The organism is Streptomyces sp. JJ36 (assembly GCF_021696945.1).
Classification (GTDB): Bacteria; Actinomycetota; Actinomycetes; order Streptomycetales; family Streptomycetaceae; genus Streptomyces.
In genome coordinates this window covers 40,897-57,916 of sequence record NZ_JACYHE010000008.1, presented here as the reverse complement: position 1 = coordinate 57,916, position 17,020 = coordinate 40,897, and the positions used below count along the sequence as shown (strand labels likewise).

Sequence of the window (17,020 nt, the reverse complement as noted above, 5' to 3'; positions counted from 1 at the left end):
CGCCACGGGGCGGCGGTCAGCCGGAGGTGGCGCGGAGCGCGGAGTCGAGGGCGGCGCGGGCGGCGGCGTCGTCCGCGCCGAGGCGCCGGGCACGGCGGGCGTAGGCCAGGGCCGCCTCGGCGAGCTCGCGCGCGGCCGCGTCCCCCGCGGCGGCCACGAAGGTGCCGTGCCGGCCACGGGTCTCGATCACGCCGTCGCTCTCCAGCGCGCGGTACGCCTTGGCCACCGTGTTGGCCGCCAGGCCCAGCTCCCGGGCCAGCGCCCGCACGGTCGGCAGCCGGTACCCCGCGGGCAGCCGGCCGTCGCGGGCCTGCTCGGCGATCCGGGCGCGGAGCTGTTCGTACGGCGCCTCGGGCGCGGACGGGTCGAGGGTGATCTGCAGGGGCACGGGCTCTCCGGTGTGGTTCGCGGACGGTGCGGGCCGATTGTCCCGCATGCCGGGGCGGATCCGGCGGCGGCTCAGCGCAGCCGGCGGCCGACCCGGCCCAGCGCCTCGGCGAGCACCGTGAGCTCCTGGGGGTCCAGCGCGTCCAGCAGGGCCTCGCGCACGGCGGCCACATGGCCGGGCGCCGCCTCCGCCAGGGTGGCGCGGCCGGCCTCGGTGAGCACCGCGTATGTCCCGCGCACATCGCTGGGGCAGGCGCGGCGGCGCACCAGCCCCCGCTTCTCCAACTGACCGATCTGGTAGGTCAGGCCGCTCTTCGAGGTGATCAGCCGCTCGGCCAGCTCGGTCATGCGGAGCTCGCCGTCCGGCGCGTCCGCGAGCCGCACCAGCACCTCGTACTGCGGGTGCGACAGCCCGGCGGACTCGCGGAGCTGCTGCTCCAGACGGCGGGAGACCCGGCTGCCGGCCTCGAGGAAGCCCTGCCAGGCCGCCATCTCCCGGGCGTCCAGCCATCTGGTCTCGGTCATGGCGTCATCGTACGTCCGCCGGGCCTGGTTGTTCACATGTGAACCATCGCCTGGGCTCGCCGCACGGCGTTCGCATGCGCATCACCGGAGGAGCCCCATGACCTCCCCCACTCCCCGCCGCACCGGTCACCGCGCCCCCGGCAATGGTCCCGCGGAAGGGCCGGGCCCCGCACCGGCGGGAGCCGCCCAGGACGCCGGACTGCTCGTGCTGCGGCCGGCGCGCCGGCGGTGACCCGGGGCGGTGGCTTCGTCACCCCGGCCGGCGTGGGGTACGAGCTGCTGCCGGCGGCCACCGCCGCGGGGCTCACGCTCGGCGGCCCGGGCCGGTGGGCGCTGGACGCCCGGCTGCCCGTGCTGCGCCGCCACCGGTTCGCGCACGGCGCGCTCGCGGTGCTGCTGGGGCCGTCTCCGCCGGGGCCGTGCTGCTGCTCCGCTCCCGAACGCCGCCGCCCGGGCCGGGGCGCGGGGTCAGCCGTGCACCGCGGCGTCCCCGGAGACGTCCCCGCCCGGGCGTACGGACCAGGACGGCCGGGCGTTGAGCTCGGCCGCGTCCGTGTCCGTGGTACGGCGCAGGGCCGTCCGCATCGCCGCGAGCTCGGCGGCGGAAAGCACCTCCTCGATGCACCGGAAGCCCTGGGGCGCCCGCTCGGCGACGGTGTCCAGCATCCGGTCGGCGGGCATGTCGCGGCAGGCCAGGGCGATCGCGTTCACCGGGCCGAGCCGCTCGGCCTCGTACGCCCGCAGGGCCCCCTCCGGGTCGCCGGGGCGGCGGGCCAGCTCGCGGGCGAGCACCCGGGCGTCCAGCACGGCCTGGGAGCCGCCGTTGGAGCCGACCGGGTACATCGGGTGGGCCGCGTCGCCGAGCAGGGTCACCGGGCCGGCGCCCCAGGTGGCCAGCGGGTCGCGGTCGACCATGGGGTACTCCAGGATGCGCGCGGCGCCACGCAGCAGGCCGGCCACGTCGAGCCCGTCGATGCGCCAGTCCGCGAAGTACGGCAGGACGTCGTCCAGCCGTCCGCGGCGGGACCAGTCGGCGCCGTGGGGTGCCGGGCGGCCGCCGCCCGGCACCCCGGGACCGGCGACCCGCACCTCGGCGACCCAGTTGACCAGCCCGCCGCCCAGCGGGTAGACGACGACGCGGGCCGGCCGGTAGCTGCCCGCGATGATCATCGTGCGGCCGTCCAGCGGCGGCGGCGCCTCGGTGACGCCGCGCCACATCCGGATGCCGTTCCACAGCGGCGGGCCCTCGCCGGGGTGCAGGCCCCGCCGTACGGCCGAGTGCAGACCGTCGGCGCCGACCAGCACGTCCGCGTCCAGGGTGACGCCGGTGCCCGCGGCGCCGTCCCGGGCACGGAACCACGCCCGTACGCCGCCCGGCCCGGCGGCGGCGTCCTCCAGGGCGAGCCCGGTGCGCACCGCCCGGGGGCCGAGGCGTTCCCGCACCGCCTCCAGCAGGATCCGCTGCAGCGCGCCACGGTGCACCGAGAGCTGCGGCCAGCGGTACCCGGCCGCGCGCCCACGGGGGTGGCCGGTGATGCGGTTGCCGTGCCGGTCGGTGAAGAGCAGCTCGCGGGGCTCGGCGGCGACCGCGGCGAGCCGGTCGCCCAGTCCCAGCTCGGTGAGTTCGCGGACCGCGTGCGGCAGGAGGTTGATGCCCGCGCCGACCGGCCGCAGCCGCCGCGAGGCGTCCGCCACCACGACGCCTTCGCCGGCACCCGCCGCGTGCAGGCTGAGCGCGGTGCTGAGCCCCCCGATCCCCGCTCCGGCGATCAGCACCCGCAGGTCCTCGCGTGTCAACTCCGCCCCCCGGTACCGTCCGTGCGCCGTTGTGGCGCCACGGTACCGGGGGTGCGGAGTGAGGTGGCGGCGGTTTCCGGTCAGCCCGCCGCGGGCTCCCGGTCCCGTCGCCGGCGCGGCAGCAGCCTGCGGAGCCAGGGCCAGGCGAGCAGCAGCGCGACGACCGCGTAGACGGTGACGGAGAACGGCGTGTTCGCCAGGCCCGTCACACTGCCGTCGCTGATCTGCAGGGCCCGGCGGAGCTGCTGCTCGGCGGCCGGGCCGAGGATCACCCCGATCACGGCAGGCAGCACCGGCAGCCCGTACCTCCGCATCATCAGCCCGAGGAAGCCGATGATCAGCAGGATCACCAGGTCCACGGCCTGACCGCCGACCGCGTAGGCGCCGACCGCGGCGAAGAAGAGGATGCCCGCGTAGAGATACGGCCGCGGGATCCGCAGCAGCTTCGCCCACACCGGGGCCAGCGGCAGGTTGAGCACCAGCAGAAGCGCCATGCCCACGAAGAGGGAGGCGATCAGGCCCCAGACCAGGTCGGGTTCGCGCTCGAAGAGCAGCGGCCCGGGCTGGATGCCGTACTGCTGGAACGCGGCCAGCATCACCGCGGCGACCGCCGTGGTGGGCAGCCCCAGGGTGAGCAGGGAGACCAGGGTGCCCGCCGCGGAGGCGGAGGCCGCCGACTCCGGCCCGGCGACGCCCTCGATGGCGCCCTTCCCGAACTCGCCCCGGTGCCGGGAGAGCCGTTTCTCGGTGACGTAGGAGAGAAAGGTGGGGATCTCCGCGCCGCCTGCCGGGATGGCGCCGAACGGGAAGCCGATGAACGGGCCGCGCAGCCAGGGCCGCCAGGTGCGCCGCAGCTCGCCGCGGCCCAGCCAGGGGCGGCTGACCGGCACGGACTCGCCGGTGGTGCGGCGCAGACGTGCGGCCACCCACAGGGCCTCCCCGATGGCGAAGAGCCCGACGGCCACGATGACGATGTCGATGCCGTCCGCCAGCAGCAGGCTGTCGAAGGTGAGGCGCTGCTGACCGGTCATCTGGTCCAGGCCCACCAGACCGAGGGTGAGGCCGAGCAGCAACGAGGCGAAGCCCCGGACCCGGGAGCGGCCGAGTACGGACGTCACCGCGATGAAGGCCAGCACCATGATCGCGAAGTAGTCGGGCGCGCCGATGTCCACGGCCAGCGCGGCCACCGTGGGCGCGAGGGCGACCAGGGCGAGGGTGCCGAGCATCCCGCCGGTGAAGTGGCCGATGGCCGCGGCGGCCAGCGCCTGGGCGCCGCGGCCGGAGCGAGCCATGGGGTTGCCCTCGATGGCGGCGACCACGGCGGCGCTCTCGCCGGGGGTGTTGAGCAGGATCGAGGTGGTGGAGCCGCCGAACATGCCGCCGTAGTAGATGCCGGCGAACATGATGAAGGCGCCCGTGGGGTCCAGCCCGTAGGTCACGGGCAGCAGCAGCGCGACGGCCATCGCCGGGCCGATGCCGGGCAGTACGCCGATCGCGGTGCCGAGCAGCACGCCGATCGCCGCCCAGAGCAGGTTCAGCGGGGTGAGTGCCGTGCCGAAGCCGTCGAGCAGGGAGTTCAGGGAGTCCACGGCTACAGCACCTCCATCAGGGGGCCGCCGGGCAGCGGCACGCCCAGCAGGTTGTCGAAGACCACGAAGGTGGTCACCGAGAGCACGGCCGCGATCAGCGGGTCGCGGGTGAGGTTGCGGCTGCCGAGGGCGTAGGCGGAGCCCCAGAAGAGCAGTGCGCCGGAGGCGGGGAAGCCGAGCGGCCCGATGAGCGCCGCGTTGGCCAGGAAGATCCCGGCCAGCAGGGCGACGGTGCGCCAGTCGCCGGGTTCGGAGAGGTCGACGTCCTCGCCGCCCTCGGCCTCGCCGCGGCCGCCGCGCAGCACGTCCACGGCGAGCAGCACGGCGACGAGCAGCAGCCCGCAGCCGACGACGACCGGCACGGTCTTCGGGCCGACCGGGCCGCGCTGGATGAAGTTGCCCTCCATGGTGAGGGCGTCGGTGAGGACCAGCACGCCCACGGCGAGCAGCATCGCGCTGACGCCCAGCTCCGACAGCCCGCGGAGCCAGCCCCGGGGGCCGCCGTGCGGGGCGGCGGGCTCCGGGGCTCCGGTGCCGCCGGGTGCTCCGGCGCCGGGTGTGCCCGTACCGTGCGCTTCCGCGCCGGGTGTTCCGGTGTCCGCGGTCACAGTCCCAGCTCCTTCAGCACCGAGTCGACGCGCTTCTCCTGGCCGTCCAGGAAGCGCCCGTACGCCTCGCCGGTCAGGAAGGCGTCGTCCCAGCCGTTGCGCCGCAGCGAGGCGCGCCACTCCTCCGTGCCGTGCAGCGCGGTGACGAAGCGGATCAGCCGGTCCCGCTCCGCGTCGCCGAGGCCGGGCGGTGCGACCAGGCCGCGCCAGTTGGTGAACTCGACGTCGAGCCCGGCCTCCCGGAGCGTGGGGGCGTCGAAGCCCTCGATGCGCTGCGGCCCGGTGACGGCCAGCAGCCGCAGCTCGCCGGACTCGATCTGGTCGCGGTACTCGCCGATGCCGGAGACGCCGAAGGCCACCTTGCCGCCGAGCACGGAGGCCAGCAGTTCTCCGCCCCCGTCGAAGGGGACGTAGTTGACCGACTTCGGGGTGATCCCGGCGGCCTCGGCCATGAGCATCGGGGCCAGGTGGTCCGGGCCGCCCGGGGAGGAGCCGCCGCCGACGGGGAGGTCGCCCGGGTTCCGCTTCCAGTCGGCCAGCAGCTGGTCGATGGTGCGGTACTTCGAGTCCTTGCCGACCACGATGATGTTCGGCTCCTCCACCAGCCGGGCGATGGGCGTGGTGTCGCCGAGCCGGGACGGCGCGTGGTTGGTCTCGACGGCGCCGACCACGCCGAGGCCCATGAGCATGGCGAGCTTGCCGTTGCCGTGCTCGCCGACCACCCGGCTCAGCCCGACGGTGCCGCCCGCGCCGGGCAGGTTGAAGACCTCGATGGTGTGGCCGAGCCCGGCGTCCTCGGCGTTCCTGGCCGCGGTGCGTGCGGTGATGTCGTAACCGCCGCCCGGGGAGTTGGGCACCATGATGCGCAGACCGGGGATGCTGGTGCCCGTCGCGGCGCCGCTGCCCGTGGTGAGCAGCGGCGGTCCGGCGAACACGAGCAGCGCCGCTCCGAGCAGCGCGAGGGTGGTGCGCAGACGCACGCGTGCCACCGCCTTCCGCAGATCGGTGTGGGTGTGAGGCGGCCCACATGCTTCCGGCGGGTCGGCGTGCTGTCTCGCTTGTGGTCGTAAGAAGAGTTGTGCTCGTTCTGCTCACGCGGGGCGGGGCCGGCGGGGCGGCTCAGCTGTCCGGATGCGCCCGGGACGTCCGGGTCGTGCCGGGGGCGCGCATCGCGGCGGTCACGCCCGGCGGCTGGCGCGCGCCACGGGCGGACCGGGCGCCGGGAGGCCGCACACGTGGGCGGCCCCGCGCCGCACACCGGCACGGGACCGCCCGTGACGCCCCGCACTGTCACGCCCCGGGGCCCACGCGTCGCCGCGCGCCCCGGTCAGAAACCTCCGCCGAAGTCGCCCCCGCCGAAGCCGCCGAAGCCGCCGGCGTCCCCGCCCCCGAAGCCTCCGAAGTCCCCGGAGTCGAAGTCGGACCCGGACTCGGCGCCGCCCGCGTACTCGCCGCCGCCGTACTCGCCGCCGTAGCCGTAACCGTACGGACCGTGCAGCATGCCGCCGAGCATGGTGCCCATGAGCAGCCCGGGGAGCAGCGCGCCGCCGAAGTAGCCGAACGCCCACGGGCCGTACGCCGGGCCGGCCTCCCAGTAGGGCCGCCGCCCGGAGGCCGTCTCGACCTCGCGGGTCATCGGCTCCTCGCCCTCCGCCAGCCGTGCGGCGTCCGCGGCGCACACCGGGACCTCGCGCTCGGTGCCGCCCGGCGGGGCCCAGGTCACGTCCTGGACCGAGGGGCCGTGCCGCGGGTCGAAGAAGCACGGGGAGCGCCGCTCCGGCAGCGGCTCCCCCGCCTGCCGCGCCTCCAGGGTGGCCAGGGCGAACCGGCCCTCCTCCAGCGCCTCGGTCACCGCCCGCACGTCGGAGGGGTGCCGCGCCCCCGCCATGGCGTCCTTGGCCTGGTCGTAGGAGTCCAGGGCGCGGGTGTAGTCCTCGCGCATGGCGTCGTCCGTGCCGGGCGCGGAGGGCGAGAACCCGATCCGGTCCAGCCGCTCGCCGAAGGCGGTGATGTCCTCGTCGACCACCGGGCGGAGCGTCTCGAGCTGCGCCCGCTGCTCCTCGGCCCGGCGCTGCGCCCGGCGCCGGCCGGACAGCAGGGCGCCGCCCGTGACGAGCATCAGCAGCCCGAACATCACGACCAGCACGGCCAGTCCGCCGGTTCCGGTGGCGGCGGCGTCGCCGGCGGCACCGCTGTCCGCCCCGCTGTCCCAGGTGGCCGGGGCACGGCCGTCCGCCTGCTGGACCGCCTGGTCGACGAAGTCCGTCACCATGGCCTCCACGTCGCCGTCGGCGGAGCGTTCGGCGGCGCCGGCCAGGTTGGTCACCTCGTCCGGCGACATCACCGAGGAGTCCGCGCGGGCCGCGAAGCGGTCGCCGAGCGCGACCGCGTAGACGCCGGTGATGCCGGTCTCCGTCCGCAGGTCCTGGAAGAGCGTCGCCGGGTCGAACTCCGCGGACTCCGGCAGCACGGCGACGAAGACGGGCTTGTCGGCCCGTTCGATGGTCCCGGCCACGGCGTCCGCTGCCGGGCCGGGCAGCCGGTCGGCGGCGCGCGGGTCGACGTGGACCGGGCCCTGCCGCAGGTCCTGGGCGACGCCCTCCAGACCGTCCGCCGCGCGGGCGCCGGGCGCGGCGGCCAGCAGCAGCGCGAGAGCGGCGCCGAGCACGGCCAGCACCAGCGTCGGAAGGCGGGTGCCCGCTCGGGGCTCAGCAGTGGTCTTCATATCTACGACGCTAACCCCAAAGAGGCCATTCCGGGCATTTCCCGCGGAACTCTGTCGGAATTCTGTGCGACCTGCGGGACCGGGGGCGAGGCGGGGGCCGCCCGGCTCCGGCACCGGACAGCGGGCCGTCCCGGCTCCGCGGCCGGACGGCACCAGTCTTAGCTGCCCGTGAGCGTTTCCTTAAGCGGGCCGTAAGGGCGGCCTCCGGGGCGAATTCCCTGGTTAGCGTGCTGATCACCGGGCGGGTCTGCCGCCGGCACGTCCGCCGGCCCACCGCGCCCGGTGGCGTACGGGCGGCCCCGCGCCCGTACGCCCGCACCGCGACCCCGGAGCAGCGGCCCGGCGCACGGCGCCGGCACCCACGCGCTGCCGACGCACCTGAAGAAGGAGCCTCACGATGACCGCTCGCCGCACGGCCGCCTCGGTCGCCGCCTTCGGCCTCACGCCCCTGGCGCTCTCCCTGGTGACCGCTGCTCCGGCAGCCGCGCACGGCTCGATGTCGGACCCGGTGAGCCGGGTGTCCGCCTGCTTCGCCGAGGGCCCGGAGAACCCGCGGTCGGCGGCGTGCAAGGCGGCGATCGCGGCCGGCGGCACCCAGGCGTTCTACGACTGGAACGAGGTGAACCTGGCGAACGCCGACGGCCGGCACCGGGAGATCGTCCCGGACGGCGAGCTGTGCAGCGCGGGCCGGGAGAAGTACCGGGGACTGGACCTGCCCCGGGCGGACTGGCCGGCCACCGCGATGACGTCCGGGAAGCACACCTTCCGCTACCGCGCCACGGCACCGCACCGTGGCGGCTTCGCGCTCTACCTCACCAAGGAGGGCTACGACCCGGCGAAGCCCCTGAAGTGGTCGGACCTGGAGGAGAAGCCCTTCGCGACGGTGCAGGACCCGAAGCTCGCCGGCGGCCACTACGTCTTCGAGGGGACGGTGCCCGAACGGTCCGGCCGGCACCTGGTCTACAGCATCTGGCAGCGCTCGGACAGCCCCGAGGCCTTCTACACCTGCTCCGACGTGGTCTTCGGCGGCGAGGCCTCCGCCCCCGGGAGCGGTGGCGCGGCGGAGGGCTCCGGGCCGTCCGCGGGCTCCGCGAGCGGAACGGACGACGCACCACCGGCCGCGCCGTCCGAGGAGCAGATCGCGGCGGGCGCGGAGAGGTCCACCGTGGACCACGGCGGGCACGGCGGAGACACCCACGACGCCGGAAACGCCGGGGACGCCGGGGAGTCGGCCCACGCCGCGCACGGGGGGCGCGGCGAGCAGGGCGGGACGCCCGGTGCCGGCGACCCCGGCGCCGCCGGTGACGCCACCGGCTCCGCCACGCAGGAGGCGGCCGGGGCGGGCGCGGCGCGGCCGCAGGGCGCCGGCACCGAGGCCGTCGACCTCGCCGAGACCGGCGGTGACGGCACCGGTGTCCTCGCCGCGGGCGGTGCCGCGGCGCTGGCGGCGGGTGCGGGCCTGCTGTTCGCTCTGCGCCGCCGTACGCTGCGCCGCCGGCGCGCCTGACCCCGCGCCCGGGCACCGCCCGGACCGCCGCGCCGCCGCACCAGTCCCTTCACCTCGGGTGCGGCGGCGCGGCCCGTACGCCCCGGCTCCGGGGCCCGCGCCCTAGGATCGTGGGCATGACCACAGACTGGGTGGAGGTCGCCTCCGAGGCCGAGCTCCGGGAGATCGTCGGCGAACCGGCCCCGCACACGGCGCACAAGACCCGTACGTCCCTGCACGCCCTGGACCGCGAGTGGCTGGCCCACTCGCCGCTCTGCCTGGTCGCCACCTCGGCTCCGGACGGCACCTGCGACGTCTCGCCCAAGGGCGACCCGGCGGGCTTCGCGAAGGTGCTCGACGACCGGACGCTGGTCCTTCCGGACCGCCCGGGCAACAAGCGGGTGGACGGCTTCCGCAACGTCCTCGCCAACCCCCATGTCGGCCTGGTCTTCCTGCTCCCCGGCCGCGGGGACACCCTCCGCGTCAACGGCCGGGCCCGGCTGCTGCGCGACGCGCCGTTCTTCGACGAGATGACCGTCCGGAACCACCGCCCGAAGCTGGCGCTGCTGGTGGAGATCGAGGAGGTCTTCCACCACTGCTCCAAGGCGTTCCTCCGCTCCCGCACGTGGGAGCCGGAGAGCTGGCGGCCGGACGCGCTGCCGGGCCGGGCGCGCCTGGCCAAGGCCCTGGACCGGCCGGAGGACTCGCTGGTGTTCCTGGAGGAGTACTACGGCCCCCGCTACGCCGAACGCCTCTACGGCTGAGGGATCGCGGCCCCGGCGGGGCCGGGACCGGCCCTGTTCCCGGCCCGGGACGCACCCGCTCAGGCGACGTCGTCCAGCAGGCCCGCCGGGTGGGCGGCGGCCGGCCCGAAGCGGGCACGGGCCCGGTCGGCGGCGGCCTCGGCGCGCCGGGCCTTCTCCTCGCGGGGGTCCAGCAGGAGTTGCCGGGGCGCGTCCGCGGCGGGCAGCAGGTCCTCCGCGCGCAGCGTGACGGCCCGCACCCGGGCGCGCTGGAGCCCCAGGGAATCGTGCAGGGCGTAGGCCACCGCGGTCAGCTCCGGGGTGTGCGCGGTCGGTTCGCGGAGCGTACGGGTGCGGGTGAGCGTGGAGCGGTCCGCGCACCGGACGGTGAGGGTCAGGGCACGGGCCACCCGTTCCTCCGTCCGCATGCGGTACCCCAGCTCGTCGGCCAGGGTCAGCAGGGCACGGCGGCGCACCCCGGCGTCCAGCTCGTCCCGGCCGAAGGGGTGTTCGCGGCTCAGCGAGCGGACCGGGGCGCTCGGCACGACGGGCGTGGGGTCGATCCCCCGCGCCCGCTCCCGCAGGCGCCGCCCGGCGGCCGCGCCGAGGATGCGCTGCAGCGTGGCGGGGCGGGCGGCGGCGACCCGGCCGAGGGTGTCCAGCCCGTACGCGGCGAGAGTGCGGGCGGTCGCCGGGCCCACCCCGTCCAGGGCGGCCACCGGTTTCCCGGCGAGGAACTCCGCGGCCTCCTCCGGGTCCGCGGGCACGCACCGCACCGCGCCCGGCGGCCCGTCGGCGGCGGCCATCCGGGCCAGCAGCGGGTTGACGGCGACGCCGACGGTGCAGTCGGCGCCGTAGAGGGCACGCACGCGGAGCCGGAGCAGGGCGGCGAGCCCGGCGGCGTCCCGGCGGAAGTAGCGCAGCGCGCCGCCCACGTCCGCGAGCGCGGCGTCCGGTGGGAGGGCCTGCACCACGGGGGTGAGGGCGCCGAGCAGCTCCAGCAGCTCCGGGTACCGGTCCGGGGCCCCGCCGGAGCCGCCGGTGTCGTCGAAGTGCACGTAGAGCACGTGCGGCCGGCCGGTCATCCCGCGCTCCCGGGGCTGGAGTGCCACAGCTTGCGCGGGCTCTTCGCGGAGTCGCCCGCGGGGCGCAGGTCGGCCCAGGGGTGCATCCGGTAGCCGGTCGGCATCTCGATGCGGCGGTCCCCTGCGGGGTCGCCCGTACGGTCGCCGCCGGCCTCCCCGGTGGCGCCCGGGCCCTCGTCCCCGGGGCCGGTCCCGGTTCCGGCCCCGTCCGTACGGTCGCCGTCCCCGCCGCGGCCGCCCGCCGCGCCGCCGGTGCCCGGCGGCTCCGCGAGCCGTGCCGTGACCGCCTCCAGGCCGCCCGTGCGCCGGAGTTCGGCCAGCTCCGCCAGGTCCCAGGCGACCGCGCCGACCACGCTGAGGCTGCGCGGCCCGCGCCGCTGGACCACCCCGCGCACCAGCAGCAGCCAGGAGTGGAAGACGGTGTGCGCGCAGGCGGCCTGGCTCTCGCCGAAGAAGGCGCAGTCGACCAGCCCGGTGCCGTCGTCCAGGGTGGTGAAGATGACCCGTTTCCCGCTGCGGATCGGCGGGGTCTGGGTGGCCGCCTTGGCCCCGGCGACCAGCACCGTCTCGCCGTGCCGCGCGGTGCGCAGCGCCTGGGCGGAGTGGGCGCCCAGTTCGGTCAGGAACGCGGCGTGGTCCCCCATCAGATGGCGGGAGGTGTCCATGCCGAGGACGCCGAGTTCGGCACCCAGCCGCTCGTCCGGGTCCAGGTCGGGCAGTCCGGCCTCCTCGGGGACCGCGGCCTCGCCGCCGAGCGGCAACTGTCCCTCGCGGGCGCCCGCGCCGCGCTGGTGCCGGTGGAGTTCGGTGATGTGCAGCAGCATGTCGCGCCGGTTGCCGCCGAAGGCGTCCAGCGCGCCGACCCGGGCCAGGCTCTCGGCGACCGGGCGGGAGGGGTGGGCCCGCCGCCACAGGTCGGCGAGCGAGTCGTAGGGCTGCCCGGCGGCGATCCGTTCCGCCTCGGCCTCGCTGATGCCCTGCACCTCCCGGAGGGCGAGGCGCAGCCCCCACTCCCCCGACTCGGACTCCAGTTCGATCCGATAGGAGGTGCCCGAGCGGTTCACGTCGAGGGGCAGCACCGGCACCCCGCGCCGCCGGGCGTCCGCCAGCAGCAGCCGCTTCGGGTACATCCCCGGGTCGTGCTCGAGCACCCCGGCGAAGAAGGCCGCCGGGTGATGGGCCTTCAGCCAGGCCGACTGGTAGGTCGGCACCGCGAAGGCGACGGCGTGCGCCTTGCAGAAGCCGTAGCTGCCGAACGCCTCCACGATCTCCCAGGTGCGCCCGATCACCTCGTCCGCGTAGCCGTGCCCGGCCGCCTCCCGCTCGAACCAGGCGCGCACCCGGCCCTGCCGCTCGGTGTCGGAGAGCGCACGCCGCGCCTCGTCGGCCATCGCCCGGTCGCAGCCGGTCATCACCGACAGGATCCGGATGAGCTGCTCGTGGAAGACCACCACGCCGTGCGTCTCGCGCAGCACCGGCTCCAGGTCCCGGTGCGGGTAGCGGGCCGGGCGCCGCCCGTGCCGCGCCTCGATGAAGGGCCGCACCATGTCGGCGGCCACCGGGCCCGGCCGGAACAGCGAGATGTCCACCACCAGGTCGTGGAAGGTGGCCGGCTGGAGCCGCCCGACCAGGTCCCGCTGCCCGGGCGACTCGATCTGGAAGCAGCCCAGCGTCTCCGCGCTGCGGATCAGCTCGTACGTGTCCGGGTCGCCGTCCGGTACGGCGTCCAGGTCGACCCGTTCGCCGCTCACCCGCTCGACCTCCTGCACCGCGTGCGCCATCGCGGACTGCATCCGGACCCCCAGCACGTCCAGCTTGAGCAGGCCCATCTCCTCCACGTCGTCCTTGTCGAACTGCGACATCGGCAGATGCTCCCCGCTGGTGGGCACCACCGGCGTACGGGCGCGCAGCGACGCGTCGGAGAGCAGCACGCCGCACGGGTGCATGGCCACCCCGCGGGGCAGCCCGTCCAGCGCCTCGACCAGCGACCAGAACCGCTCCCCGTAGCGCCCGGCGTCCACCTGCCGCAGCTCCGGGAGCTCGGCCAGCGCCGCCCGCGCGTCCCGCGCCCGGATGTGCGGGAAGCTCTTGGCCAGCCGGTCCACCTCCGCCGGGTCCAGGCCGAGGGCGGCGCCCACGTCCCGTACGGCATGGCGGACCCGGTAGGTCTCCGGCATGGCCACGGTGGCCACCCGCTCCTCGCCGAAGCGGTCGAAGACCGCCCGGTAGACCTCGATACGACGGGCCGACTCGACGTCGATGTCGATGTCCGGGAGCGCGGTGCGGCGAGGCGAGAGGAAACGTTCCATCAGAAGCCCGTGCTCCACCGGGTCGGCATGCGCGATCCCCAGCAGATGGGCGACGAAGGACCCCGCGCCCGAGCCCCGCGCGGCCACCCGCACCCCCATCTCCCGCACGTCCTCGACGACCTGGGCGACGGTGAGGAAGTACGAGGAGAAGCCGAGCCGCTCGATGATCCGCAGCTCGTCGTCCAGCCGGGACCAGCGCGTACCGTCCCGTGCGTAACCCCGGCGCACCATGCCCGCCGCGCACTGCGAGCGCAGCACCCGCTCGGCGGTACGCCGCCCGGCGCCCACCAGCCGCGGCTCCGGGAAGTGCACCCGGCCGATCCCGAGGTCCGCCTCGGGGTCGATCCGGCACTCCGCCGCCGTCTCCGCGGTGACCTCCAGCAGCCGGTGCGCGGCGTCCCGGCGCAGGCCGGCGGCCTCCGCGATCCGCTCGGCGGCGCGGGCCATCTCCTCCGGGCCCTTCAGCCACCGCTCCCCGTCGTCCAGCCCGCCGCGCGGGTCGATGGGCACCAGCCGGCGCGCCGCGTCCAGCACGTCGGCGACCGGGCCCTGCCCCGGGTCGGCGTAGCGCACGGCGTTGGTCAGCACCGGGCGGACCCCTTCCTGCACGGCCAGGCCCAGCGTCCGCGCGGCGTCCCGCAGCGGCCCGGACGCGTGTACCGCGAGCCGTACCGCGTCCCCGTACCGCTCCCGCCACGGCGCGAGCAGCACGGCGGCGCGGTCCGGGCGCCCGGCGGCCAGCGCCCGGCCGGGCTCGGAGTCCGGGCCCAGCAGGACGGTCAGCCCACCGCCCGGGCGGTCCGCGCCGTCCGGGCCGCCCGGCACGCCGTCCCCGGCGAGCTCCGTCAGGTCCGCCCAGTCCAGCAGGGGCCGGCCGGAGGGCCCGGAGAGCCCGGCGTGCGCGGCCGTCACCGCCCGGCAGAGCCGCGCCCAGCCGGGGGCGCCCCCGCGGGCCAGGAAGACGGCACGGGGCGCCGACTCGTCGACGAAGGCGCCGCCCTTGACGGGGGTGCGGCGCCGCTCCCGGCCGGGGCCCCCGGCGGCGCCGTCCCGGGCGGCCACGGCGAGGTCCGCCCCGTACACGGGCCGGACCCCCGCCCCCACGGCCGCACGGGCGAACCGGACGGCCCCCGCCAGGGTGTCCCGGTCGGTCAGCGCGACCGCTTCCATGCCCCGTTCGGCGGCCCGTGCCGCCAGCACCTCGGGGGACGAGGCGCCGTAGCGCAGGGAGAACCCGCTGGCGACGTGCAGATGCACGAACCCCGCCATCCGCACGCACCTCCCACCGCGTCCGCACCCCCCTGCTCACCGGCCTCAGGTCCCACCTTAACCCCCACCTCGAATATTAGTTCGAGATGGGTTTCCGTGCAGGTCAGGGGTGGGAGACGCCCGCACGACGGGCCGGACGGACGGGGGATCACCCGGGCGGGCGCGGGATCAGTACAGGGAGAGACCGGTTGCCGCGAGGGCCTCCGGCAGGGGCTGGAAGAAGGTCGTGCCGCCCGTGGCACAGGAGCTCGAGCCCCCCACACCGATGCCGAGGGCACGGCCGTCGCTCCCGAACAGCGGAGCGCCGGAGACCGGCCCCCCGACGCAGATGCTGGTCCGGATCAGGCCGTACACGACGCCGCCGCCGTAGGAGACGGTCACGTTCAGGCCCGTGACGGTCCCGCTGCGGACGCCGGTCCAGGGAGTGACCGTGTGCACCCGCTCGCCGACGTACGGGGAGGCGGCGGTGTACCCGCCGCGGGACGCCAGGCCCGGGTCGGCGTACCGGACGAGACCGTAGTCGTTCCCCGGGAACGAGGAGAGGACGGCGGGGCCGACCGGGACGGTCTCCGCGGGATCGGCGTACCAGTACCCGCCCGCCGCGGTGCAGTGACCGGCGGTGAGGAGGAAGACGTCGTCGCCGTCGGTGACGTTGAAGCCGAGCGTGCAGCGTGCCCCGCCGCTGTAGATCGGGTCGCCGGGAGCGAGGACCGGCGACACGGCATCCGGCCCCCGCTCCCCGGACACCGGCGCGGGGCCGGCGGCCGGGGCGGGGGCCGCCCGGTCGGCGGCGGCCGGGTGCGGCGCCGCCGCGGCGGTGGGCGCCCAGGCGAGGGCGGCGGCCAGTAACCCGGCGAGGGCGGCGAGCAGCCGGCCGCCGCGCGGGACGTTCCGCCGCGGGGACGGAGGTGAGGTACGCACAGGAGTTCTCCTTCTCTCTCCGGCTCATTTCCCGGTCCATCCGGCTCTCCGGCTCCACCGCCCCCGGCCGGAGAGCGAGAGCGTGCCGGCGGGCGGCACCTCCACCGGGAAGGCGTGCCCATGACAATCGAGCATGGGCAGTGCGCACCCCGCGCACAAGAGGCCGCCCGCAGCGGCCCGGGAACGGGTGCGGGGGCGGGCCGGGTGCACGCCGGAGCGGCTGACGACGCACCCGCCGGCCCGGTCCGCCCCCGCGGAGGTCACCCCGGTGCCCGGAGGCGGACCAGGTAGGGCTGGGCGCCGGAGACCCGGAGCTGCTGGAGATGGGACGGGGACAGACCGTGCCCCAGGGCGCCGGTCAGCCCGTCCGCGTCCGGCAGCAGCACGACGGCCGTACCGCCCGGCACCAGCACCCGGCGCAGCTCCGCCCACCAGCGGGCGGGACCGCGGGCGAGCAGCCCGCGCGGGTCCACCTGGCCGCCCCAGGGCGGATTGCACAGCACCCGGTCGGCACTGTGCCGGGGCAGCGGCAGCTCCCCGGCGTCGGCCCGGCGGAACCGGACCGCCCGGCACCCGGCGGCGTTCGCCCGGGCGGCGCGCAGCGCCTCCGGTGCGAGATCGCACCCCTCGTAGCGGGCCTGAGGCTCCGTCAGCGCGGCCTCGACCAGCAGGGTGCCGGCGCCGCAGCACGGGTCGAGCACCCGGTGCCCGGCGGACACCCCGGCGAGGCGGGCCATCGCGGCGGCCACCGGCGGGTGGAGGGCGCCGCGGACGGTACGGGCCCGGTACGGCCGCCGGTGGAGCGGCCGTTCGGCGAGCCGGAGCAGCAGCGTGGCGTGCTCGCCGTCCAGCGTCAGCCGCCAGCCGCCGTACCCGGGCGGGGGCGGGTGCCCGCCGCGCCGCGGATGGTAGGGCAGCCCGAGCCGCCGGGCCAGCGCCGTGCCCACGGCGTCCTCGGCGTCGTACCGGTTGAAGGCGCGCCGGCCCAGGAAGGAGGCCGACACCTCGATCCCGGTGCCTGGCCCGCCGGGGCGCCGCCCGAGCAGCGGCGGTGCGGCGGCTTCGGCCAGCCGGGCCAGGCCCCCGGCCGCGGCCCGGCCCGGGCCGGGATCGGGGGCCCGGGCCACGTGCAGGAACACGTCGTCGGCGGTGCGCAGCCGGGCCGCCCGTGCGGCGGGCCGGGCCGTACGGAAGTGCACTTCGCGGTGGCCGAGCCGGGTGACCGGGCCGAGGCCGAGCTCCAGGATCTCGGCGGCCAGCAGGGGCTCCAGACCGCGTACGCACCGCGCCACCAGGCGCGCCGCCGTCACGGGAGGACGGGGGCGCCGGGACGCGGAGCGGAGGACATGCGGGTGCGCATGAGGTGTTCTTCTCCCACGTCGGGACCCGGGACGGCGCCGCGCCGCCCCGCCTCGCCGGCGACGGGATGTCCGCGCCTCGCCGGCGGCCTCTCAGCGGAGGGGGAAGAAGAACTGCGTGCCCTGCATGGCGGGGATCGTAGCAGCCCGGCCCCGGCCGGGGCCGGGCGTCCCACGCGCGATGCCGGCCGTACGCACCCGCGTCCCGGCCGGGCGAG

General features: G+C 76.7%; 13 protein-coding genes. 2 read left to right on the top strand and 11 right to left on the bottom strand.

Annotated features, from left to right (window positions below; translation table 11 throughout):
* Positions 1 to 16 precede the first annotated feature (16 nt).
* The 7 genes from HOY81_RS05265 to HOY81_RS05235 form a co-directional block, all read right to left on the bottom strand.
* The gene (locus tag HOY81_RS05265; protein ID WP_237318664.1) at positions 17 to 388 is read right to left on the bottom strand and encodes a GntR family transcriptional regulator; all 372 of its coding nucleotides are present in this window, start codon (positions 386 to 388) and stop codon (positions 17 to 19) included.
* Positions 389 to 459: 71 nt separating this feature from the next.
* On the bottom strand, positions 460 to 912 hold the full coding sequence (locus HOY81_RS05260) for a MarR family winged helix-turn-helix transcriptional regulator (RefSeq protein ID WP_237318662.1): 453 nt from the start codon (positions 910 to 912) through the stop codon (positions 460 to 462).
* A 468-nt stretch (positions 913 to 1,380) separates the two neighbouring features.
* The gene (locus tag HOY81_RS05255) at positions 1,381 to 2,709 is read right to left on the bottom strand and encodes a flavin-dependent oxidoreductase (RefSeq protein ID WP_237318659.1); all 1,329 of its coding nucleotides are present in this window, start codon (positions 2,707 to 2,709) and stop codon (positions 1,381 to 1,383) included.
* 80 nt (positions 2,710 to 2,789) lie between these two features.
* Positions 2,790 to 4,298 carry a tripartite tricarboxylate transporter permease gene (locus HOY81_RS05250; RefSeq protein WP_237318657.1) on the bottom strand — a complete coding sequence of 503 codons (1,509 nt, stop codon included), beginning with the start codon at positions 4,296 to 4,298 and terminating at the stop codon, positions 2,790 to 2,792.
* Positions 4,299 to 4,300: 2 nt separating this feature from the next.
* Positions 4,301 to 4,774: a tripartite tricarboxylate transporter TctB family protein gene (locus HOY81_RS05245; RefSeq protein ID WP_237318774.1), complete on the bottom strand. Its 474-nt coding sequence runs from the start codon at positions 4,772 to 4,774 to the stop codon at positions 4,301 to 4,303.
* 128 nt (positions 4,775 to 4,902) lie between these two features.
* Positions 4,903 to 5,886, bottom strand: a complete 984-nt coding sequence (locus HOY81_RS05240) for a tripartite tricarboxylate transporter substrate binding protein (protein ID WP_237318772.1) — start codon at positions 5,884 to 5,886, stop codon at positions 4,903 to 4,905.
* A 347-nt stretch (positions 5,887 to 6,233) separates the two neighbouring features.
* Positions 6,234 to 7,631, bottom strand: a complete 1,398-nt coding sequence (locus tag HOY81_RS05235) for a hypothetical protein (protein ID WP_237318655.1) — start codon at positions 7,629 to 7,631, stop codon at positions 6,234 to 6,236.
* Between the two features lie 397 nt (positions 7,632 to 8,028).
* Between HOY81_RS05235 and HOY81_RS05230 the strand changes: the two genes are divergently transcribed.
* Both HOY81_RS05230 and HOY81_RS05225 read left to right on the top strand, forming a co-directional pair.
* Positions 8,029 to 9,138, top strand: coding sequence for a lytic polysaccharide monooxygenase (locus HOY81_RS05230; RefSeq protein WP_237318653.1), 1,110 nt, complete (start codon positions 8,029 to 8,031; stop codon positions 9,136 to 9,138).
* A 116-nt stretch (positions 9,139 to 9,254) separates the two neighbouring features.
* A complete protein-coding gene (locus HOY81_RS05225; protein ID WP_237318651.1) occupies positions 9,255 to 9,881 on the top strand; it encodes a pyridoxamine 5'-phosphate oxidase family protein in 627 nt (208 codons plus the stop codon).
* A gap of 59 nt (positions 9,882 to 9,940) precedes the next feature.
* Here HOY81_RS05225 and HOY81_RS05220 read toward each other — a convergent pair whose 3' ends face one another.
* The 4 genes from HOY81_RS05220 to HOY81_RS05205 all read right to left on the bottom strand — a co-directional run bounded on the left by HOY81_RS05220 (position 9,941) and on the right by HOY81_RS05205 (position 16,754).
* Positions 9,941 to 10,945 (bottom strand): hypothetical protein, encoded by a 1,005-nt coding sequence (locus HOY81_RS05220; RefSeq protein WP_237318649.1) that lies wholly within the window; start codon positions 10,943 to 10,945, stop codon positions 9,941 to 9,943.
* On the bottom strand, positions 10,942 to 14,523 hold the full coding sequence (locus HOY81_RS05215; protein WP_237318647.1) for a DNA polymerase III subunit alpha: 3,582 nt from the start codon (positions 14,521 to 14,523) through the stop codon (positions 10,942 to 10,944). The genes HOY81_RS05220 and HOY81_RS05215 overlap by 4 nt, the downstream gene beginning before the upstream one ends.
* A 168-nt stretch (positions 14,524 to 14,691) precedes the next feature.
* Entirely contained in the window at positions 14,692 to 15,444 is a 753-nt protein-coding gene (locus HOY81_RS05210) for a S1 family peptidase (protein WP_237318645.1), read from the bottom strand.
* Positions 15,445 to 15,704: 260 nt separating this feature from the next.
* On the bottom strand, positions 15,705 to 16,754 hold the full coding sequence (locus HOY81_RS05205) for a methyltransferase domain-containing protein (RefSeq protein WP_237318643.1): 1,050 nt from the start codon (positions 16,752 to 16,754) through the stop codon (positions 15,705 to 15,707).
* Positions 16,755 to 17,020 lie beyond the last annotated feature (266 nt).